Annotated in this window: 21 protein-coding genes and 2 pseudogenes; 19 read left to right on the forward strand and 4 right to left on the reverse strand. The window is 67.2% G+C overall.

Annotated elements, in window-relative coordinates:
* Nucleotides 1–76: 76 nt before the first annotated feature.
* Nucleotides 77–205 carry a hypothetical protein gene (locus tag G6N07_RS19420; protein ID WP_099050212.1) on the reverse strand — a complete coding sequence of 43 codons (129 nt, stop codon included), beginning with the start codon at nt 203–205 and terminating at the stop codon, nt 77–79.
* Nucleotides 206–352: 147 nt separating this feature from the next.
* Between G6N07_RS19420 and G6N07_RS19425 the strand changes: the two genes are divergently transcribed.
* From G6N07_RS19425 to G6N07_RS19435, 3 genes and pseudogenes are all read left to right on the forward strand, one after another.
* The gene (locus G6N07_RS19425) at nt 353–1,012 is read left to right on the forward strand and encodes a TetR/AcrR family transcriptional regulator (RefSeq protein WP_085190609.1); all 660 of its coding nucleotides are present in this window, start codon (nt 353–355) and stop codon (nt 1,010–1,012) included.
* Entirely contained in the window at nt 1,005–1,778 is a 774-nt protein-coding gene (locus G6N07_RS19430) for an SDR family oxidoreductase (protein WP_085190607.1), read from the forward strand. Before G6N07_RS19425 ends, G6N07_RS19430 begins: the two co-directional genes overlap by 8 nt.
* Nucleotides 1,775–2,217, forward strand: a pseudogene (locus G6N07_RS19435) (acyl-CoA dehydrogenase family protein); the annotation flags it as partial. The gene G6N07_RS19430 and the pseudogene G6N07_RS19435, both read left to right, overlap by 4 nt.
* A 63-nt stretch (nt 2,218–2,280) precedes the next feature.
* Here the strand turns inward: G6N07_RS19435 and G6N07_RS19440 are convergent.
* Entirely contained in the window at nt 2,281–3,387 is a 1,107-nt protein-coding gene (locus G6N07_RS19440; protein ID WP_099050215.1) for an alcohol dehydrogenase catalytic domain-containing protein, read from the reverse strand.
* 41 nt (nt 3,388–3,428) lie between these two features.
* On the opposite strand from G6N07_RS19440, the gene G6N07_RS19445 reads away from it, so the two are divergent.
* Nucleotides 3,429–3,869 carry an acyl-CoA thioesterase gene (locus G6N07_RS19445; RefSeq protein WP_085190603.1) on the forward strand — a complete coding sequence of 147 codons (441 nt, stop codon included), beginning with the start codon at nt 3,429–3,431 and terminating at the stop codon, nt 3,867–3,869.
* Nucleotides 3,870–3,885: 16 nt separating this feature from the next.
* Entirely contained in the window at nt 3,886–4,332 is a 447-nt protein-coding gene (locus G6N07_RS19450) for an SRPBCC family protein (protein ID WP_085190601.1), read from the forward strand.
* Here the strand turns inward: G6N07_RS19450 and G6N07_RS19455 are convergent.
* Nucleotides 4,329–4,673 (reverse strand): hypothetical protein, encoded by a 345-nt coding sequence (locus tag G6N07_RS19455; RefSeq protein WP_085190599.1) that lies wholly within the window; start codon nt 4,671–4,673, stop codon nt 4,329–4,331. The two genes, G6N07_RS19450 and G6N07_RS19455, sit on opposite strands and share 4 nt — an antisense overlap.
* Nucleotides 4,674–4,947: 274 nt before the next feature.
* Entirely contained in the window at nt 4,948–5,421 is a 474-nt protein-coding gene (locus G6N07_RS19460) for a GntR family transcriptional regulator (RefSeq protein WP_109749307.1), read from the reverse strand.
* A 116-nt stretch (nt 5,422–5,537) separates the two neighbouring features.
* Between G6N07_RS19460 and G6N07_RS19465 the strand changes: the two are divergent.
* The 14 genes and pseudogenes from G6N07_RS19465 to G6N07_RS19530 all read left to right on the forward strand — a co-directional run.
* A pseudogene (locus tag G6N07_RS19465) lies at nt 5,538–5,912 on the forward strand (AMP-binding protein); the annotation flags it as partial.
* Between the two features lie 380 nt (nt 5,913–6,292).
* Nucleotides 6,293–7,090 carry an MlaE family ABC transporter permease gene (locus G6N07_RS19470; protein WP_085190597.1) on the forward strand — a complete coding sequence of 266 codons (798 nt, stop codon included), beginning with the start codon at nt 6,293–6,295 and terminating at the stop codon, nt 7,088–7,090.
* A 1-nt stretch (nt 7,091) separates the two neighbouring features.
* Nucleotides 7,092–7,985 carry an MlaE family ABC transporter permease gene (locus G6N07_RS19475; protein ID WP_085190595.1) on the forward strand — a complete coding sequence of 298 codons (894 nt, stop codon included), beginning with the start codon at nt 7,092–7,094 and terminating at the stop codon, nt 7,983–7,985.
* A 2-nt stretch (nt 7,986–7,987) separates the two neighbouring features.
* Nucleotides 7,988–9,208, forward strand: a complete 1,221-nt coding sequence (locus G6N07_RS19480; RefSeq protein WP_085190593.1) for an MCE family protein — start codon at nt 7,988–7,990, stop codon at nt 9,206–9,208.
* The gene (locus G6N07_RS19485; protein ID WP_085190591.1) at nt 9,205–10,236 is read left to right on the forward strand and encodes a virulence factor Mce family protein; all 1,032 of its coding nucleotides are present in this window, start codon (nt 9,205–9,207) and stop codon (nt 10,234–10,236) included. The genes G6N07_RS19480 and G6N07_RS19485 overlap by 4 nt, the downstream gene beginning before the upstream one ends.
* Nucleotides 10,233–11,816 carry a virulence factor Mce family protein gene (locus tag G6N07_RS19490; RefSeq protein ID WP_085190725.1) on the forward strand — a complete coding sequence of 528 codons (1,584 nt, stop codon included), beginning with the start codon at nt 10,233–10,235 and terminating at the stop codon, nt 11,814–11,816. The genes G6N07_RS19485 and G6N07_RS19490 overlap by 4 nt, the downstream gene beginning before the upstream one ends.
* A gap of 14 nt (nt 11,817–11,830) precedes the next feature.
* The gene (locus G6N07_RS19495) at nt 11,831–13,477 is read left to right on the forward strand and encodes a virulence factor Mce family protein (protein ID WP_085190589.1); all 1,647 of its coding nucleotides are present in this window, start codon (nt 11,831–11,833) and stop codon (nt 13,475–13,477) included.
* Nucleotides 13,478–13,485: 8 nt separating this feature from the next.
* Nucleotides 13,486–14,658 carry a virulence factor Mce family protein gene (locus G6N07_RS19500; RefSeq protein WP_085190727.1) on the forward strand — a complete coding sequence of 391 codons (1,173 nt, stop codon included), beginning with the start codon at nt 13,486–13,488 and terminating at the stop codon, nt 14,656–14,658.
* Between the two features lie 3 nt (nt 14,659–14,661).
* Nucleotides 14,662–16,224: an MCE family protein gene (locus tag G6N07_RS19505; RefSeq protein WP_085190587.1), complete on the forward strand. Its 1,563-nt coding sequence runs from the start codon at nt 14,662–14,664 to the stop codon at nt 16,222–16,224.
* Nucleotides 16,194–16,871, forward strand: coding sequence for an Rv1363c family protein (locus G6N07_RS19510; protein WP_085190585.1), 678 nt, complete (start codon nt 16,194–16,196; stop codon nt 16,869–16,871). The genes G6N07_RS19505 and G6N07_RS19510 overlap by 31 nt, the downstream gene beginning before the upstream one ends.
* Nucleotides 16,868–17,839, forward strand: a complete 972-nt coding sequence (locus tag G6N07_RS19515) for an RDD family protein (RefSeq protein ID WP_085190583.1) — start codon at nt 16,868–16,870, stop codon at nt 17,837–17,839. The genes G6N07_RS19510 and G6N07_RS19515 overlap by 4 nt, the downstream gene beginning before the upstream one ends.
* The gene (locus tag G6N07_RS19520) at nt 17,836–18,387 is read left to right on the forward strand and encodes an Rv1363c family protein (protein WP_085190581.1); all 552 of its coding nucleotides are present in this window, start codon (nt 17,836–17,838) and stop codon (nt 18,385–18,387) included. Before G6N07_RS19515 ends, G6N07_RS19520 begins: the two co-directional genes overlap by 4 nt.
* Nucleotides 18,354–19,217 (forward strand): mammalian cell entry protein, encoded by an 864-nt coding sequence (locus tag G6N07_RS19525; RefSeq protein ID WP_085190579.1) that lies wholly within the window; start codon nt 18,354–18,356, stop codon nt 19,215–19,217. The genes G6N07_RS19520 and G6N07_RS19525 overlap by 34 nt, the downstream gene beginning before the upstream one ends.
* Before the next feature lie 263 nt (nt 19,218–19,480).
* Nucleotides 19,481–20,317 carry an SDR family NAD(P)-dependent oxidoreductase gene (locus G6N07_RS19530; protein WP_085190577.1) on the forward strand — a complete coding sequence of 279 codons (837 nt, stop codon included), beginning with the start codon at nt 19,481–19,483 and terminating at the stop codon, nt 20,315–20,317.
* Nucleotides 20,318–20,333: the final 16 nt, after the last annotated feature.

Consider the following 20,333-nt stretch of genomic DNA (forward strand, 5'->3'; position numbering starts at 1 on the left):
TGACCGCCGCAGCCTGACCGGCGCAGCCTGACCGGCGCAGCCTGACCGGCGTAGCCGTGAAACCGGCCTCCGCTGCTCAGACCGGCGGATATGCCGGCGGCGGGTACCCGCCGCCCGGGCCGGAGACCCCGCGCAGACCCCAGGCGAGGTAGCTGAAGAAGAACTCGATCTCGTCGCTCGCGTCGTAATCGGGATTCGGGTCCATCGGTACCTCCGGGTGAGACGCGGCTGTTCGTCGGGAGTATAGAACGACAACACCGAACGTGACCAGGGCTCGATGGCATTGCCATAGACTGACCAACCAGCCAGTTGATCGATGCCCGCTCGACGGGCCCGCAGACAGTGAGGTGTCATGTCTCCCGAAGCCTCGCCGAACGGGTCGACTCGGCGTGCAGAACTGTTGCGCGTCGCGACCAAACTGTTCGCCGCGCGCGGTTACCACGGCACCCGGATGGACGACGTCGCCGACGCCGTGGGCCTGAACAAGGCCACGGTTTACCACTACTACGCGAGCAAGTCGCTCATCCTCTACGACATCTACAAGGGCGCCGCCGACTTCACCGTCGATGCGCTGCACGACGATCCGAGCGCATCGGCTCGCGAGACGATCTACCACTTCACCCGCCGGCTGCTCGTCGGGATCGCCAGCGACATCGAACGCGCGGCCGTGTACTTCCAGGAGGGCCCCTACATCAGCGAGTGGTTCACCGAGGAGCAGGTGGAGTACATCAGCGAGAAGGAGGCCCAGGTCTACGAGCACGTCCGTGACGTGATCGACCGGGGGATCGCGAGCGGCGAGTTCTACGACTGTGACTCGCACGTGCTGGCGCTGGGATACATCGGGATGACGTTGGGTGCGTACCGCTGGCTGCGTCCCCAAGGACGGCGCACCGCGCAGGAGATCGCCGAGGAGTTCAGCACCGCGCTACTGCGCGGGTTGATCCGCGACGAGACGGTGCGCACCGAGTCACCGCTGGGTGTCGACGTCAGGAGCGGAGCTGCGCGTGACTGATCTATTCTCACTCCACGGCAAGGTGGCGGTGGTGACCGGCGGTGGACGCGGCATCGGTGTGATGATCGCCCGCGGGCTGTTACAGGCAGGCGCATCGGTCTACCTGTCCAGCCGCAAGGAAGCCGAGCTCGCCGCCGCGGTCGCCGAACTGTCGCCGCTGGGCCGCGTCGAGGCGGTGCCCGCCGACCTGGGGACCGCCGAAGGTGTGCAGACGCTGACCGATGCGCTGACCACGCGCGAGGAAGCCCTGCACGCGCTGTTCAACAACGCCGGCGCGAACTGGGGTGCGCCGTTCGCGGAGTTCCCCGAATCCGGTTTCGACCGGGTCTTCGACGTCAACGTCAAGGGAGTGTTCCTGCTGACCCGCGCCTTGGTGCCGATGCTGCAAGCCGGTGCAACCGAACGCGATCCGGCCCGGGTCGTCAACACGGGCAGCGTCGACGGTTTCCACACCCCCGAGCGCGGGCGCAACAACTTCTCCTACGCGGCGAGCAAGGCCGCGGTGCACATGCTGACCAAGCACCTGGCGACCGAGCTCGCACCGCGCATCCTCGTCAATGCCATTGCCCCAGGACTGTTCCCGTCGCGGATGACCAAGGTACTGCTGTCCGCCGGGGAGGAAGCCGTCGGCGCGGCGCTGCCGCTCGGGCGCGTCGGGGAGCCCGACGACATGGCCGGCATCGCGGTGTTCCTCGCCAGCCGGGCCAGCGCATACGTCACCGGCACGGTGATCCCCATCGACGGCGGCGTGAGCACGATCCGATGAAATCGACGCTGCTGTCGCGCCGCGACCTGGACTTCCTGCTCTTCGAGTGGTTACGCGTCGACGAGCTGACGCAGCGGCCGCGATTCGCGAGCACTCGCGCGACAAGGCGAGCGACGCCCACGAACCGACGTTCGACAGCGAGAAGGTCACGCTCATCCCCGAGGTGAAGGAGGCTTGGGCGGCGACCTCCGGCTACATCATGCGCACGATCGCCAACGCCAACCTGCTCGCGGAGTCCGGCACCGCTGAACAGGTCGACGTGTTCGTCCGTCCGATGCTCGGGTCGTCGCTGGCCGATATCGCGACCCGCGCGGAACCCCAGCACGACGGCACCTACCGAGTGTTCGGGTCGAAGATGTGGATATCCGGCGTTGTTCATCGTCCCCAGGTACCTCGTCGAGGCCGACGGCCGGTGACCGCGAAAGACCCGGCGGCACCACTCGAGAGCCTGGACCGCACGACGTAGGAGATGCGCGACGCCTGGTTCTGAGCCGCAGCGGTGCTAGTCGAACTCGATCACCTGGCGCACCGCCTTGCCTTCGGCGAGGCGATCCATGCCTTCGTTGATCTGGTCGAGGGGGATCGTCGAGGAGACCAGAGTTTCCACCGGGAGACGGCCGGAGCGCCACAGCTCGACGAAGCGGGGGATGTCTCGGGCCGGCACCGCCGAGCCCAGGTAACTACCTATCAACGAGCGCCCTTCGGTGACGAGCCCCAACGGCGACAACGAGATTCGCGCATCGGGACGGGGCAGGCCCACGGTGATCGTGCGGCCACCGGGAGCGGTGTGCGCGATCGCCGTCTCCAATGCGGCCGGGTGGCCGACCGCCTCGACGACCACCTCGGCCTTGAGGGCCCGTTCGGCGGCCTCCTCCGGGGTGTAGGCGGCGTTGATGCCCATCGACCGGGCGCGGTCGAGCTTCTCCTCCAGTTGGTCGATGCCGACGACGCCGACGTCGTCGTGGGCCATGGCGGTGATCGCCGCCGCCATGCCGACACCGCCGAGACCGACGACGGCCACCGTCTGGCCGGGCTGCGGCCTGCCGACGTTGAGGACCGCGCCTCCGCCGGTGAGCACTGCGCAGCCGAGCAGGGAAGCCACCACCGGCGGGACCTCCGCGCCGACGGGCACCACCGAGTGCCGATCCACCACAGCATGAGTGGCGAATCCCGACACGCCGAGGTGGTGATGCACCGGTCGGCCGTTGCGGTGCAGGCGGATGCCGCCGTGCATGAGAGTGCCTGCGCTGTTGGCGACGGTGCCCGGTTGGCAGGGGCTGAGGCCGTCGGTGGCGCACGCGGTGCATTGGCCGCAGCGCGGCAGGAACGTCATCACCACCCGCTGGCCGACGGCGAGATCGGAGCCGCCCGGACCGACCTTCTCGACGACGCCGGCGGCTTCGTGGCCGAGCAGCATCGGAACCGGCCGCACCCGGTTGCCGTCGACGACGGACAGATCCGAGTGGCACAGACCCGCGGCCTCGATTCGCACCAGCAGTTCGTCGGGCCCGGGCGAATCCAGCTGCAGCTCCGACACGGACAGCGGTACGGATTGGGCGAAGGGTCGTGGCCGGCCGATCTCTTCCAGGACGGCGCCGCGGATCGTCATGGTCATGCTCACCAGACTGCCCCGACTGCGAGACTGAAACCATGCCCCCCGAATCTGGACGGCCGACGAGCAGTGATTTCCCGGTGCAGTGGCCGGTGACGACCCGGTGGACCGACAACGACATGTTCGGTCATCTCAACAACGCCGTGTACTACGCGATGTTCGACACCGCGATCAACGGGTGGGTCAACACCACAGTGGGCGTCGACCCGGTGAGCGCGCCGTGGCTGGGAGTGGTCGCTGAATCGGGTTGTCGGTACTTCGCGGAGTTGAGGTTCCCGGATCCACTGGTGGTCGGGCTGGGGGTGACGCGGTTGGGCAACAGCAGCGTGACCTATCGCCTGGCGTTGTTCGAACGCGACGCGGTGCAGGCCGCGGCGATCGGGCATTGGGTGCACGTGTACGTCGACCGCTCGAAACGTCGGCCGGTCCCGATCCCGGATCAGATCAGGCCGCTGCTGGAGACGGCGCTCGTCGAGTAGTCGATATGCTCGCCCGATGCCGCTCGTGAGCAAGACCGTCGAGGTCGACGCCCCAGCCGAGGCCGTCATGGCGATCGTCGCCGATTTCGAGAGGTTCCCGGAATGGAACCCGGAAGTCAGGGGGTGCTGGATTCTCGCCCGTTATGACGATGGACGGCCCAGCCAGCTGCGGCTCGACGTCGAGGTGCAGGGGCAGGCGGGCACGTTCATCACCGCGGTCTACTACCCCGGGGAGAACCAGATCTTCACGCTGCTGCAGCAGGGCGATCACTTCGACAAGCACGAGCAACGGTTCTCGGTGGTGCCGATCGGGGCGTCGTCGCTGCTGACGGTGGACATGGATGTCGAGACGAAGCTGCCGATCCCGAAGCCGATGGTGAAGAAGGCGGTCGGGGAGACGCTGGACTATCTGGCGGAGAACCTGAAGGCCCGGGCCGAACAGCTGGGTGCGGGTAGCGCCTAGCCGACGCCTGCTTTCCGGTCCCAGAACATATCGTCGTCGGCGCCGGCCAAGGCGGCCGCTTCGGCTCTCAGGGCCAGGACGCGCCGGTGGATGCGGTACTCGGTGGAGCGCGGCATTTCGAGCGGGCCGTAGCGCCCGCGTGCTCTCCGGCCGACCCGGCCGTGGCTCATCTCCCAGCGCAGCGCGTCGGAGACGGCTTTCGATGGGCGGCCGACGAATCCGAAGCCCTGGTCTTCGAGTCCGTCGACGAGCTCGCGGACGGTCTGAGTGCCGTGCTGTTGCAGGTACATGGTGAGCACATAGCGGAGTTCGACTCCGCGGAGCAGACGTCGGCTGGTCATGGGTCGACGGTGTCAGGGCGGGCAGACGCGTCCGGGGCGTCGGGAGAGACTCATCCCCAGGGGTGGGTTTGTCCCCAGATCCGCAAGATCGCCACAGGCGTCACACCAGTCTCTCGGTCAGCCACTATGCGGTTTGCCCGCCTGTTAGCGACTCCTCAGCGACGTCGTTTCGTGCGGTGTGCTCGTGGAGATCTTGTCGCTCGCCTGTCGCGGATAGCCGGGCAGACGTGTATGGATTCTGACGGCGTCGCGGCCGAACCATGTGCCGCTCCCGCTACCCCCAGAGCCCGATCTGCTCCGGCCGGAGGATCAACCTCTGTGCCCCGTCGGTGAACGGACCCGTCGTCAACCGCACCACCGTCTCTGCGTCACGCCTTCGCAGTGCGGCGATCAACTCGCGATGGCTCGCGACCGCCTCCACGCCGCAGTTCTGATCAGTCGTGTACAGCAGGAGCGGCAGATACCGCGCCACATGCAGCAAGGAACCACCGAACTCCGCGAACGCCACCTCCTCGATGTCGCCACGCGTCATCGGCACCCCCACGTGACCGCGGTGCGGCTCGAGCTGGACCATCCCCTCGTCGCTCACCCCCAGCTCGGCGGCCGTCTCGTCGAGTCGCATGAACGTGCCCGGCCGCAGCGACCCCGTCATGATCGCCGCCCGCAGATGACCCGCCACTTCGTCGGAGAGCTGTTCGCGGCGACTGGCGCGCCGCCTCGCCGGACGTCGTCTGACGGGGGCGTTCAGGGGGCTCTGCGGTTCGGCGGGATTGGACGGGCTTGTCCACAAAGCGCCTTGGCCATAGTGTGACCCGGGCCATTCGATGTTCGATGACATTCCGACGACACGCGAACCCGGAGACGATGGAGCCACCGCCGTTGACTGCCGAGCCATCCGCCACTGAGCCATCCGCCACTGAGCCATCCGCCACTGAGCAGCCGTATCTGGCCCGTAGGCAGAACTGGACCAATCAGCTCGCCCGGCATGCCCTCATGCAGCCCGCCGATACGGCGCTGCGGTTCATGGGCCGCACGACCACCTGGGGCGAGCTCGACGACCGGGTCACCAAGCTGGCCGGCGCGCTGAGCCGCCGCGGCGTCGGCTTCGGTGACCGCGTGCTGATCCTCATGCTCAACCGCACGGAATTCATCGAGTCGGTCCTGGCGGTCAACAAGCTCGGCGGGATCGCCGTCCCGGTGAAGTTCCGTATCACACCCCCGGAGATGGCCTTCCTGGTGCCTGCGCAGTGGCAGGTGGTGTGCGCTGCGCAGCGGGCCAATCCCCGTGACCCGGCCGGCAAGGTGCTCAAGACGGAGCTCCGCCAGCGGTACGCAGGCGTGGTCCACCGTGATGCGGGCGAAAGGTGCACTGCCACAACGGCTTCGGCCACGGGTTCCGGCGGTTAGTGGATGAGGGAAGGCTTGCTAACTTTTGGGTGCGCGATCCTCCCGATGCGGTGCACGGCCGGAGGACGATCGGGTACAGTCCTGTGGTCTCAGTTACTACTTGAGAGTAAAGAGACATCGGTCACGATCGTCGGGACGGGGCAAGGAGGCGGCATGCGAGAGGTTCTGCCGGTGCGCCACGGGTGTGACGGTCCCGGCGTCGGGACGCACTCATGACCGCGGCCAACGGCGGTTTGACCGGATACGTGCGCGATCAGGTGAGGCCGGGGCTCCAAGCGGTCGGGGGCTTCGTCCGGATGTGCGTGCTGACCGGCAAGGGGCTGTTCCGTCCCTTCCAGTGGCGCGAGTTCATCCTCCAGGCATGGTTCCTGTTCAGGGTGTCCTTCCTGCCCACCGTCGCGGTGTCGGTGCCGATGACGGTGCTCGTCATCTTCACGCTCAATATCCTGCTCGCCGAGTTCGGAGCAGCCGACGTCTCCGGCGCAGGTGCGGCGCTCGGTGCCGTCACGCAGCTCGGACCGTTGGTCACCGTGCTGGTGGTGGCCGGTGCGGGTTCGACCGCGATCTGCGCCGACCTCGGCGCCCGCACCATCCGCGAGGAGATCGACGCCCTCGAGGTGCTCGGCATCGACCCCATCCACCGGCTCGTGGTCCCGCGCGTCGTCGCCTCCACCTTCGTCGCACTCCTGCTCAACGGCGCGGTCATCACCATCGGCCTGGTCGGCGGCTACCTCTTCGGCGTCTACATCCAAAACATCTCGGCAGGTGCCTACCTCTCCACGCTCACGCTGGTGACCGGCCTGCCGGAGGTCGTGATCTCTATCGTCAAGGCCACATTGTTCGGCCTGATCGCAGGGCTGGTCGGCTGCTACCGGGGGCTCACCGTCGGCGGCGGCGCCAAGGGCGTCGGCACCGGCGTGAACGAGACCCTGGTGCTGTGCGTGATCGCGCTCTTCGCGGTCAACGTGGTGCTCACCACCATCGGGGTGCGGTTCGGAACGGGGAGCTGACATGGCAACCACATCGCAGACGCACACCACTACCGGCACCGTCCTGCGGCAGCGCTTTCCCCGCGGCTACGCCCGTGTCGAAAAGCTCGTCTCCGCGCCGTCGCGTGGGCTCGACAGCATCGGCCACGTCGCATGGTTCGTCGTCAGCTCCGTCGGCTCCATCGGCCACGCGCTGCGGTACTACCGCAAAGAGATGCTGCGGCTGATCGCCGAGATCGGCATGGGCACCGGCGCGATGGCCGTCATCGGCGGCACGGTGGCGATCGTCGGCTTCGTCACCCTCTCGGGCGGCTCGCTGATCGCGATCCAAGGCTTTGCCTCCCTGGGCAACATCGGTGTCGAGGCGTTCACGGGATTCTTCTCTGCCCTGGTCAACGTGCGCATCGCCGCGCCGGTGGTCTCCGGTGTCGCGCTGGCCGCCACGGTGGGTGCCGGCGCCACCGCCGAGATCGGCGCCATGCGGATCAGCGAGGAGGTCGACGCGCTGGAAGTGATGGGCATCAAGTCGATCTCCTACCTGGTCTCGACCCGCCTCATGGCCGGCTTCATCGTGATCATCCCGCTCTACGCGATGGCGATCATCATGAGCTTCCTGTCCGCGCAGGTCACCACGACGCTGTTCTACGGGCAGTCGACCGGCACCTACGAACACTACTTCCGCACCTTCCTGCGACCCGAGGACGTCGCATGGTCGTTCGTGCAAGCGATCATCATCTCGATCATCGTGATGCTGAACCACTGTTACTACGGCTACTTCGCCAGTGGCGGACCGGTCGGCGTGGGTGAGGCGGTCGGCCGCTCCATGCGGGCATCGCTGGTGGCGATCGTGCTGGTGGTCCTGATGGCCTCGTTGGCGCTTTACGGCACCGACCCGAACTTCAACCTGACGGTGTGACCATGACCGGACCTCAAGCACCCATCAACAATCCGCGCACCCCCCCGTACAAAGTGGCCGGGCTGGTCCTGCTCGTGATATTCGCTGTGGCGGCCGCCCTGGTGTGGTTCCAGTTCCGCGGTGACTTCACACCGCGCGAGAAGCTGACGTTGATGTCAGCGCGGGCCGGGCTGAATCTGGACCCTGGCACGAAGGTGACCTTCAACGGTGTCGAGATCGGGCAGGTCGCCGACGTCAGCCTGGCGGACGTCGCCGCTGAGCCAACGGCCAGGATCACCCTCGAGGTGGATCCCAAGTACGTGCCGTTGATCCCGGCGAACGTGGTCGCGGACATCTCGGCGACGACTGTCTTCGGCAACAAATACGTGTCGTTCGCCTCGCCCCCCAACCCGACACCGCAGCGCATCGACTCCTCCTACGTGATCGACGTGAGGACGGTGACCACCGAGTTCAACACCCTGTTCGAGACCGTGCTGGCGGTGGCGCAGAAGGTGGACCCGGTGAAGCTCAACCAGACCCTGACGGCGACGGCGCAGGCCCTCGACGGCTTGGGCGACCGGTTCGGAGAGTCGGTGATCGACGGCAACGCGATCCTGGCCGACCTGAACCCGCAGATGCCCCAGATCCGACGCGACGTCCGCGGGCTGGCCGACCTCAGCGAGGTGTACACCGGCGCGGCCCCGGACCTGTTCGACGGTCTGGAGAATGCGGTGACCACGGCCCGCACACTCAACGAGCAGCGCGCGAACCTCGACCAGGCGCTGATGGCGTCGGTCGGCTTCGGCAACACCGGTGGTGACGTGTTCGAGCGCGGCGGCCCCTACCTGGTGCGCGGCACCGAGGACCTCATCCCGACGGGCGGGTTGCTCGACGAGTACAGCCCTGCGCTGTTCTGCACCGTCCGCAACTACCATGACGTGGCCCCCAAGGTTGCCGCCGCAGTGGGCGGCGACGGTTACTCGCTCCGTACACACACCACCATCACCGGCGCCGAGAACGCGTATGTGTACCCGGACAACCTGCCCAGGGTGAATGCCAGGGGCGGCCCAGAGGGGCGGCCGGGCTGCTGGCAACCGATCACGCGGAATCTGTGGCCGGCGCCGTATCTGGTGATGGACACCGGCGCCTCGATAGCTCCGTACAACCACTTCGAACTCGGGCAGCCGCTCGCCAGCGAATATGTCTGGGGACGCCAAGTCGGGGAGCACACGATCAACCCATGAAAATCACCGGAACCGCCATCAAACTGGGCGCCTTCTCACTGGTGCTGCTGCTGTTCACCGCGCTCATCGTCGTGGTGTTCGGCCAGATGCGCTTCGACCGCACCACCGGCTACTCGGCGATCTTCAGCAATGCCAGCGGGTTGCGGCCCGGGCAGTTCGTCCGCGCATCGGGTGTCGAGGTGGGCAAGGTCGCCAACGTCGAACTGGTCGAGGGTGGTAGCCGGGCCAAGGTCGACTTCAGCGTCGACCGTTCGCTTCCGCTGTTCGACGAGTCGACCGCATCGGTGCGCTACCTCAACCTGATCGGGGACCGCTACCTCGAGCTCAAACGGGGCGACAGCGACCGCCGGATGCCGGCGGGCGCCACCATTCCGGTCGAGCGCACCGAGCCGGCGCTCGACCTTGATGCGCTGATCGGCGGCTTCCAGCCGCTGTTCCGGGCGCTCGACCCAGAGAAGGTCAACAACATCGCCCAGTCGATCATCACCGTCTTTCAGGGCCAAGGCGGCACTGTCAACGACATCTTGGACCAGACCGCGTCGCTGACGGCGGCACTGGCCGACCGTGACCAGGCCATCGGCGAGGTGATCGGCAACCTCAACACCGTGCTGGAGACGACCGTCCAGCACCAGCAGCAGTTCGACGAGACGCTGGTCGACTTCGAGCGGCTGATCACGGGTCTGAAGAACCGGGCCGACCCGATCGCCACGTCGGTCGCCGACATCAGCGACGCAGCCGGCACCGTCTCCGACCTGCTGGCCGACAACCGACCGTTACTACAGGACACGGTCGGTTACCTGGAGGCCATCCAGCAGCCTCTGATCGACCAGAAGGAACAGGTCAATGAGACCATCACGAAACTCCCCCCAGCCTTGAGGATCGTCGCCCGCACCGGTGGCATCTACGGCGATTTCTTCAACTTCTACCTGTGCGACATCACGCTGAAACTGAACGGTCTGCAGCCCGGCGGTCCGGTCCGGACCGTGCGGGTCACCTCGCAGCCCTCTGGGAGGTGCGCGCCGCGATGAGGACGCTCGAAGGGTCGAACCGGGTCCGTGGCGGGTTGATGGGCATCATCATCCTGGTGCTCGTCATCGGCGTGGGTCAGAGTTTCTCCACAGTGCCAATGCTGTTCGCGAAGCCGAGGTACTACGCCGAGTTCACCGACACCGGGGGTATCAACCCCGCCGACAAGGTGCGCATCGCCGGGGTGGACGTCGGAGAGGTGACCACCACGGCGATCGAGGGCGACAAGGTCGTCGTCGGCTTCACGCTCGGCGCCACCCAGATCGGTACCGACAGCCGCGCCGCCATCCGCACCGATACGATCCTCGGTCGCAGAAACCTCCAGATCGAGCCGCGTGGATCCACGGCGCTGCAGGCCAACGGCGTCCTGCCGGTCGGCCAGACCACGACGCCATACCAGATCTACGACGCGTTCTATGACGTCACCAAGTCCGCGTCCGGGTGGGACACCAAGGCGGTCCGCCAGTCGCTCAACGTGCTGTCGGAGACCATCGACCAGACCTATCCGCACCTGTCCGCAGCCCTCGACGGGGTGGCCCGGTTCTCCGACACCATCGGCAAGCGCGACGAACAGCTCAGGCAACTGCTCGCCAACGCCAACAAGATCGCCGGCGTGCTCGGTGAGCGTAGCGGGCAGGTCAACCAACTGCTGGTCAACGCCCAGACCCTGCTCGCCGCGGTCAACGAGCGCAGCTACGCCGTCGGTCAGCTGCTCGAACGGGTGTCGGCGTTCTCCGAGCAGGTCAGGGGCCTCATCGACGACAACCCGAACCTCAGCCGGGTGCTCGAACAGCTGCGGACGGTCAGCGATATCCTGGTGGAGCGCAAGGTCGAACTGGCCGACGTACTGACCCTGCTGGGCGGGTTCCTTACCTCTCTGGCCGAGGGCGTCGCCACGGCACCCTACTTCAAGGTGCTGCTGGTCAACTTGCTGCCTTACCAGATTCTGCAGCCGTTTGTCGACGCCGCCTTCCAGAAGCGCGGCATCGACCCGCAGCAGTTCTGGCGCAACGCCGGGTTGCCGGCGTTCCGGTTCCCCGACCCGAATGGGCAGCGCCTCCCCAACGGTGCGCCGCCGCAGGCACCGACGCCGCTGGAGGGCACGCCGGAAAACCCGGGCCCCGCGGTGCCGAAGGGCAGCCCGTGCTCCTACACCCCACCTGCGGACGGGCTCCCTTCGCCGGCCAACCCGTTGCCGTGCGCCGGCCTGTCGGTCGGGCCGTTCGGGGACAACCCGTACGGACCTAACTACGGCCCACCCAGTGTGGCCACGTCGGCGCCGAATCCCAACGGCCTGCCGCCGACGCCGGGGATCGCCAGCGCCGGCGTCCCCGGCCAGCAGGCGCCGCCGGTGCCGGGCACGCCGGTCCCGCTGGCGCCGGCACCGCCCGGTGCGCGCCATGAGCCGCCGGGGCCGTTCCCCGGGCCGACGGCCGTGGGCGGGCAGGTGACCCACGCACCGCCGCCACCTGCACTGGTCGGTCCGCCACCCCCGCCGGGGCCGGGCCAACAACTGCCGCCGGCTGGTACGCCGCCGCTGCCGGGCAATCCGCCTTTCCTTCCGCCGGGATCCCAAGAATGACGAGGGGCTGACCGATGTCGACGATCTTCAACGTGCGTAACCTCAAGTTGCCCGGGGTGTCGCGGGCCACGCTGGTTATCGGCACGGTCATCGTGGTGCTCGCGCTGGTCGCCGGGTTGGTGGGCTGGCAGCTGTACAAGAGGCTGACCACCAACACGGTCGTGGCCTACTTCACCGGAACGGTGGCGCTCTATCCGGGCGACAAGGTGCAGATCATGGGTGTCAGGGTGGGCTCGATCGACAGTATCGAGCCGGACGGCGACAAGATGAAGGTCACCTTCAGCTACGAGAACAAATACAAGGTGCCGGCCAATGCCACCGCGTCGATCCTCAACCCCAGCCTGGTGGCATCACGCAACATCCAGTTGGCGCCCGCCTATACCGGTGGCCCGGTGCTGGGGGACGACGCGGTGATCCCGCTCGACCGTACACAGGTTCCGGTCGAGTACGACGAGCTGCGCAATTCGATCGACCGGATCCTGACCGATCTGGGGCCCACTGCCGAGCAGCCCAGGGGTCCGTTCGGCGACATCATCGAGTCGGCCGCCGACGGGTTCGCCGGTAAGGGCCAGCAGATCAACAGGACGCTCACCAACCTCTCCGAGGCGCTGACGACCCTGAACGAGGGCAGCGGCGACTTCTTCAGCGTGGTCAAGAGCCTCGCGCTGTTCGTCAACGCGCTGTACCGCAGCGACCAGCAATTCGTCGCGCTCAACGACGACCTGGCTCAATTCACCAACGCGTTCACCAACACCGACCGTGAGTTGGCGAGTGCGCTGCAGGACCTCGACCAGCTCCTCACAACGACCCGCGAGTTCCTCGACGAGAACAGCGAGGTGCTGGTCGACGACGTCAACAATTTGGCCGAGGTAACCAACGCGCTCCTGCAGCCGGGCCCGCTCAACGGCCTAGAGACGGTCCTGCACGTATATCCGAATGCCGGTGCCAACGTTGTCAACATCTACGAAGCGACCCGTGGGAATCTGTCAGCCGCACCGGCGATAGCGTCATTCGCCAACCCAATGCAGTTCATCTGCAGCGCTATCCAGGCCGGTAGCCGGCTCGGCTACCAGGAGTCGGCGGAGCTCTGCGCGCAGTACCTGGCGCCGATCATGGATGCGATCAAGTTCAACTTCCTGCCGTTCGGCTTGAATCCGATCAACACGGCCAGCACGTTGCCGAAGCAAATTGCGTATTCCGAACCGCGGCTGCAGCCGCCGGCGGGGTACAAGGACACCACCGTGCCGGGCATCTTCTCTCGAGACACGCTGTTCTCCCACGGCAACCACGAGCCCGGCTGGATCGCGGCACCCGGTATGCAGGGCGTCGACGTGCAGCCGTTCACCGCGAACATGCTCACGCCGGACTCGCTGGCCGCGCTGCTGGGCGGGCCTGATCCGGTGAATCCGGCCGCGCCGCCGGCGTTCGGTACCACCCGCGACGGCAACCTGCCCGGACCTCCGAACGCCTTCGACGAGCGCAATCCGCTGCCGCCGCCGTGGTACCCGCAGCCGGGCCCGCCGCCTGCACCTGCGCCCGGCGTCATCCCGGGAGATCCGGGCGGATCGCCACTATCGGGCCCGGCTCCCGCACCGGGGCCTGCCGTTCCGGCACCGGCGCCGGCCGGGTCGTCGCTGCCCGCGGAGAGGGGAGCACCGTGATCAACCGCATGCGTGTACGACCGAAGGTTCCGACGTACCGAAGGTCTGCCACCGTCGTCCGCCGCACGGTCGCGCTGGCCGCGGCCGCGGTGGTGCTGACGTCCTGCGGCAGCTGGAAGGGCATCGCCAACGTGTCGGTGCCCGGCGGCCCGGGCACCGGGTCCGACAGCATGACGGTTTACGTCCAGATGCCCGACACACTCGCCCTCAACGTCAACAGCCGTGTGCGGGTGGCCGACGTGTTCGTCGGCACGGTGCGCGCCATCGAGTTGAAGAACTGGGTCGCGACGCTCGAACTGGGCATGCAGCCCGGCGTCGAGCTGCCGTCGAACGCGCTGGCCAAGATCGGGCAGACCAGCCTCCTCGGCTCCCAGCACGTCGAGCTGGAGGTGCCACCCGAACCGTCGAACGAGAAGCTGCGCGACGGTGACACCATCCCCCTGCGCAACGCCTCGGCATTCCCCACCACCGAGCGCGTGCTCGCCAGCATCGCGACGATCCTGCGTGGCGGCGGCATCCCGAACCTCGAGGTGATCCAGACCGAGGTGGACAACCTGCTCACCGGCCGCGCGGAGCAGATCCGCGAGTTCCTCGACCGGCTCGACGTGTTCACCGACGAACTCGACCAGCAGCGCGATGACCTCACCCGGGCGATCGACTCGACGAATCGGCTGCTCAGCATCGTGGCGAGCCGCAACGACACCCTCGACCGGGTGCTGACCGAGTTCCCGCCGCTGATCCAGCACTTCGCCGACACCCGGGACCTGTTCGCCGATGCCGTGCAGGCGGTGGGCCGCATCAGCAGTGCGGCCGACACCTACGTCGGCCAGGCCGCCGACCCGCTGCATACCAATCTGCAGAACCTGCAGCGTCCGCTCAAGCAGCTGGGCAAGGCGTCGCCGTACCTGCCCGGCGCGTTCAAGCTGATGCTGACCCTCCCGTTCCATATCGACACCATCCCCAATTTGATGCGAGGCGACTTCATCAACGTGTCGGCACTCATCGACCTGACGCTGAGTATGGTCGACAACGGGATTCTGACCGGCACCGGAGTATCTGGATCGCTGCGTGCGTTGGAGCAGGCTTGGGGCCGCGATCCGGCGACGATGATCCCGGACGTGCGGTTCACGCCGAACCCGCACAACGCACCGAACGGACCGCTGGTAGAGAGAGGTGAGTGAGCGATGCTGACTCGCTTCATCAAGATCCAGCTGGTCATCTTCACGGTGCTCACCGTGATCGCGTTGGTCGCGCTGGGTTGGTACTACCTGCGGGTGCCCAGCATGCTGGGAATCGGGCAGTACACGCTGCACGCCGAGCTGCCCCGCTCCGGCGGGCTGTACTCGACGGCCAACGTCAGCTACCGCGGCGCCACGATCGGCAAGGTGACCGCCGTCGAGCCGACCGCCACCGGAGCCAAGGCCACGATGAGCATCGACAACAGCTACCGCATCCCGGTCGACGCCAGCGCCAACGTGCACTCGGTGTCGGCCGTCGGCGAGCAGTATCTCGACCTGGTGTCGGAGGGGGACCCGGGGCAGTTCTTCAGCGACGGGCAGACCATCACCAACAGCACCGTGCCGAGCGAGGTGGGTCCGGCGCTGGACGCGGCCAACGAGGCTCTGGCGGTGCTGCCGAAGGAAAAGATCGACTCGCTGCTCACCGAGACCTCGCTGGCCGTCGGCGGGTTGGGGCCGGCGCTACAGCGACTGGTGGACTCGACTACCACCATCGCCAGGGACTTCCGCGACAACCTCGGCCCGGTCAACGACGTCATCGCGAACTCGGCCCCGATCCTGGAAAGCCAGGTGGTCTCGGGCGACAACATCGCGCAGTGGTCGCGCAACCTCAACATCCTAGCCGCCCAGTCGGCGGAGCAGGATGCCGCGCTGCGCAGCGGTCTGCAGCAGGCCGCGCCGACCGCCGATCAGTTCAACGCGGTGTTCAGTGGAGTACGCGACTCGCTGCCGCAGACGCTGGCCAACGTGGCCGTCGTCGCCGACCTGCTCAAGCGGTATAACAAAGGCCTCGAACAAGTCCTGGTGATCCTTCCTCAGGGGGCCGCGGTAGGCCAGGCCGTAGTGACGTCGTTCGAGGACGATATGAGAGCGAGACTCGATTTCAACCTGACGATCAACGAACCGGCGCCGTGCCTCACCGGTTTCCTGCCCGCGTCGGAATGGCGGTCGCCCGCCGACACCAGCGAGGCGCCGGCGCCGTCGAACCTCTACTGCAAGTTACCGAAGGACTTCCAGGGGAACGCCGTCCGCGGTGCCCGTAACTACCCGTGCGCCGACGTGCCGGGTAAGCGGGCGGCCAGCCCACGGGAATGCCGTAGCGACGAACCGTACGTGCCGCTGGGAACCAACCCCTGGTACGGCGACCCGAACCAGATTCGCGACTGCCCGGCTGCCGGGGCACGCTGCAACCAGCCGGTGGACCCCGGACTGGTGATCCCGGCACCGTCGATCAACAACGGGATGAACCCGCTGCCCGCCGACCAGTTGCCGGCCCGGCCTGCGCCGAGTAGCGACCCGTTGAGCCCACCCGGCCAGGGCACCGTGACGTGCAGTGGGCAGCAACCCAACCCGTGTGTCTACACTCCGGCGCCAGGCCCACCCGGCACCGCCGTGTACAACCCGGCCAGCGGAGAAGTGGTCGGACCCGACGGCGTGAAGTACGACGTCAGCAACTCGAACAACCCAGGAGACGACGGATGGAAGGAGATGCTGGCACCCGCCGGCTGAACCCCACCGATGCTGAGGAGATACCGGACCGGGTAGCGGGATCTTCAGCACTGGCAGACGACATTGACCGCGGCACAGTCGGATTCCCCGCCGACGGTGGTCCCGAGGAACAGGTCGACGCCGGACCGGCGAACGACACGCGCCGGCTGCCGCGGGTCGGCCGCGGTTGGGCAGTACTGGTCTGCGTGGTCCTGGCGCTACTCAGCGCGGGCGCCGGCGTTGGCGGATACCTGGCTTTGCGCTCCCATCAGGAAAGTGCGCAACTCGCGGAGGACGCCGCCGCCGCGGTGGCGGCCGCCCGTGACTGTGTGGCCGCCACGCACGCCCCGGACGCGTCGACCATGACTGCCAGCCAGGCCAAGATCATCGACTGCTCAACGGGGGACTTCGCGGTGCAGGCTGGGTTGTACGGCGGGGTGCTCGTCGACGCCTATCGCGCCGCCAACGTGCAGGTGCAGGTGTCCGACATGCGGGCGGCGGTGGAACAGCACAACGCGGACGGGTCCATCGACGTGCTGGTCGCGGTGCGGGTCAAGGTGACCAATTCAGAGGCCTCCGATCAGGAGCAGGGATACCGCCTGCGGGTGCAGATGGCCCGCGATGGAGGCACCTACAAGGTGGCGCAACTCGAGCAGGTCACCTCGTGACTGCCGTCGTCGACGCGCCGGTGGAGGCACCGGCCGCGCAGACCCCACCAGCCGCTCCGTTCGCCAGGTGGCATAGCCGGGCCGGCGCGCTGGCGGTCGACGTGCTGCCGGGGCTGGCCGTCGCGGCGACGACCGCGCCGTGGTCCCTGGCGGGTCCGCGGATCGGCTGGAGCTGGTGGGTGCAGACGGCAGTGGCCGTGGCGGCTTTGCTGGGGGTGATCGTCAACCGGGTGCTGTTGCCGTCGTTGACCGGCTGGACGCTGGGCCGGGCGCTGTGTGGAATCCGGGTGGTGCGGCGCGGCGGCGCCGCGGCGGGGCTGGGGCGGCTGCTGCTGCGGGATGTGGCGCACCTGCTGGACACCGCGGCGTTGTTCGTCGGATGGTTGTGGCCGCTATGGGATCGCCGCAATCGCACCTTTGCCGATCTGCTGATGAAGACGGAGGTTCGCGTCGTCGCTCGTCCGGAGCGCGATATGCGCCGGTTGGTCGGAAAGGTACTCATCGGTGCGGTCGTGGTGGCCGTCACGGCGGTTGCGGTGAGCTACCTGGCGGTATACCGCCAGGGCCAGGAACGCGACGGCTTGCGTGCGCAGATCGCCGAACAGGGACCGCGAATCGTCGAGCAGATGTTGAGCTATGGCGCTGACACGATGGACGAGGATCTCAACCATGCGCAGGCGTTGACCACTGAGGCCTACCGGCCGCAGTTGGTCGCGCAGCAGGACATCGTGCGCAAAGGCGGTGCGACGTCCAACGAGTACTGGGCGGTGAGCAGCGCCGTTCTGTCGGCGTCGATGGACGAAGCGGCGATGCTCCTTGCCATGCAGGGTCAGCGCGGCACGACCGCCGAGGACCTGAAGTTCATCACCGCCACGGTACGGGTCGACTTCGACAGGATCGGCGAGAACTGGCGGGTGGACAACCTGACAGTGCTCAAGGCGCCGCTGATGCAGGGAGCCGGCCAGTGAGCCCCCGCCGCAGGCTCGCTGACGACGAGCCCGACTTTTTCGCGGTGTCGCCGCGGCCGGCGCGCCGGTGGGGTCTGCCGTTGGTCGCGACCTTGGCCGGGGTGCTGCTCGCGGCGGTGTTGACGGTCAGCACGATGATGCTCGTTTCTGACCAAAGCGACCGGCGCACGGATCTGCGCGCCGCCGCGGCACTGGATTACGTGCGCAGTTTCATGACGTCGTACACCACCCTCGATCCCTTCAACGCCAACGCGTACGCCGACCGAATCCTGGCCCAGGGCACCGGCGACTTCGCGAAGATGTTCAAAGAGAGGATGAACGAGATCGTGGTCCAGGTCGCCCGCGCCGAACCGACGGAGGGCAAGGTGGTCGAGGCGGGTGTGCAGCGTTGGAACGGCAACGGCAGCGTCGACGTGCTGGTGGCCACCACGACGACATCCAAGACGCCGGACGGCAAACAGACCATCGAGAGCGGGAACCGTTGGGTGGCCACGACGACCCAGGAGGGGCAGAGGTGGAAGATCAGCCAGCTGGTACAGGTGATTTGACCATGGATTCGGCTGGCACGGGTGCTGTCGAATCCCAACGCCGGCGGCGGCGGTTGTTGTGGTGGGGACGCGGCGAGAACGCTGCGGCTGAGCCCGAACCGGCCCGGCGAATGCCCACCGGCAAGGCGGGCAGGGCCCAGAAGCAGCCGGTCAGCACCTCTGCCGCCGAGGGCGGGCCGGAGGCGTCAGCGCCCGGGGAAGTCGCCGAACCCGACGCTCGGCCGCCCGAAGCCGTCGATGCGGAAGCCGTCGATGCCGACATCGCCGAAGCGGGCAGCGAACTGGGACCAGAGCCTGTGTTGGTTCCGCACCGGCCGCCCGGCAAGCGGTTGCTGACCACGGCGGCCGCGGCATCGGTCGTCTTCGTTGCGGCGAGCGCCTTCGCCGGTGCGATGCTTCAGCCGTACCTCGCCGACCGGGCATCCGTGGACATCAAACTCAGCATCGCGCGTACGGCGACGAACGCGATAACCACGTTGTGGAGTTACACCCCGGAAGACATGGCGACGCTGCCGGACCGCTCGGCCCGTTATCTCGCAGGCGATTTCGCCACCGAGTACCGCCGCTACATCGACGCAATCGTCCCGACGAACGAACAGGCGAAGGTGACCAACACCACGGAGGTGATGGGCGCCGCCGTCGAGAGCGTCACGCCGACGGAGGCTACCGCCATCGTCTACACGAATTCTGTGTCCACCAGTCCGGTGAGCAAGAACATCCCGTCGCTGCGCTATCTGTCGTACCGGTTGACGATGGAGCGTGACGGTGCCGACTGGCTGATCACAGGGATGAACGCGGTGACCCAGCTGGACCTCAGCCCGAAGCTCTGACGCAGGCCGTGGCCGCCACCGGTGGCGGACTGATCACCAGACCCTTGCCCGGCTTCGCCCCACCGTTTTGCGCTCTTCACCTCGTAGTTTGTGGTTGCGTGGGATGCCGGGGCCGGCCGCGCGATCAGAACAATTGAGGCCCCCCACTATCTTGACAAGCCGAAATCCGCCACCCAAAATGGTGTCATGCGCCCACAATGGTGTTCAGCGCCACCAATTACAGTTGACTCAGGGACGGAACCGATCGTCGGCGGGGTGCCGCGATGAGGCTCATACCGTTCAGGAATTCCGCCCGCCGAACTGATCACGCCGACGCGGTCGTCACCGGTGCCGGCAGCGGTATTGGCCGCGCTTTTGCCGTCGAGCTGGCGCGCCGGGGCGGGCGCGTGGTCTGTGCCGACATCGACGGTGTTCGTGCCAAGGAGACCGCGGACCTGGTCGCCAAGCTCGGGGGCCGTGCCCTTGCTGTGGTGTGCGACGTCTCGGACGAAAGTCAGGTTCGGGAACTCGCCGAGTCGGCCGAGAATTGGTTCGGCGGCGCTGCGGGACTGGTGATCAACAATGCGGGCATCGGCGCCGGAGGCAACGTCATCGGTGCCACCTCCATGAGCGATTGGTCCGCGACGTTGTCGGTCAATTTGTGGGGGCCCATCCACGGCTGCGAAGTGTTCGTGCCGCGGCTGCGCGAACGTGGATTCGGCGGCGTCATCAACGTTGCGTCGGCCGCCAGCTTCGGCGCGGCTCCGCGCATGGCAGCCTACAACGTGAGCAAAGCGGGCGTACTGGCGCTGTCGGAAACGTTGGCAGCCGAGCTGAGCGGAACCGGCGTCACGGTGACGGTCCTGTGCCCTACCTTCGTCAAGACGAACATCGTCGACAATCCGCGCATCGAGGAATCGGCGGCCGCGCTCGCCGCGAACCTGATGAAGTGGACCGGCGTATCGCCGGAGTACGTGGCACGAACCACCCTGGATGCACACGACCGCGGCCAGCTGTACGTCATGCCGCAAATCGACGCCAAAGTCCTCTGGCGGGTGAAGAGACTGGTGCCGGCGACCTTCACGCGCGCCATGGGACTCGCCCAGCGGGTAGGGCTTTGAGACCCCACGAACAACC

It is taken from the genome of Mycolicibacterium doricum (assembly GCF_010728155.1).
Taxonomy (GTDB): domain Bacteria; phylum Actinomycetota; class Actinomycetes; order Mycobacteriales; family Mycobacteriaceae; genus Mycobacterium; species Mycobacterium doricum.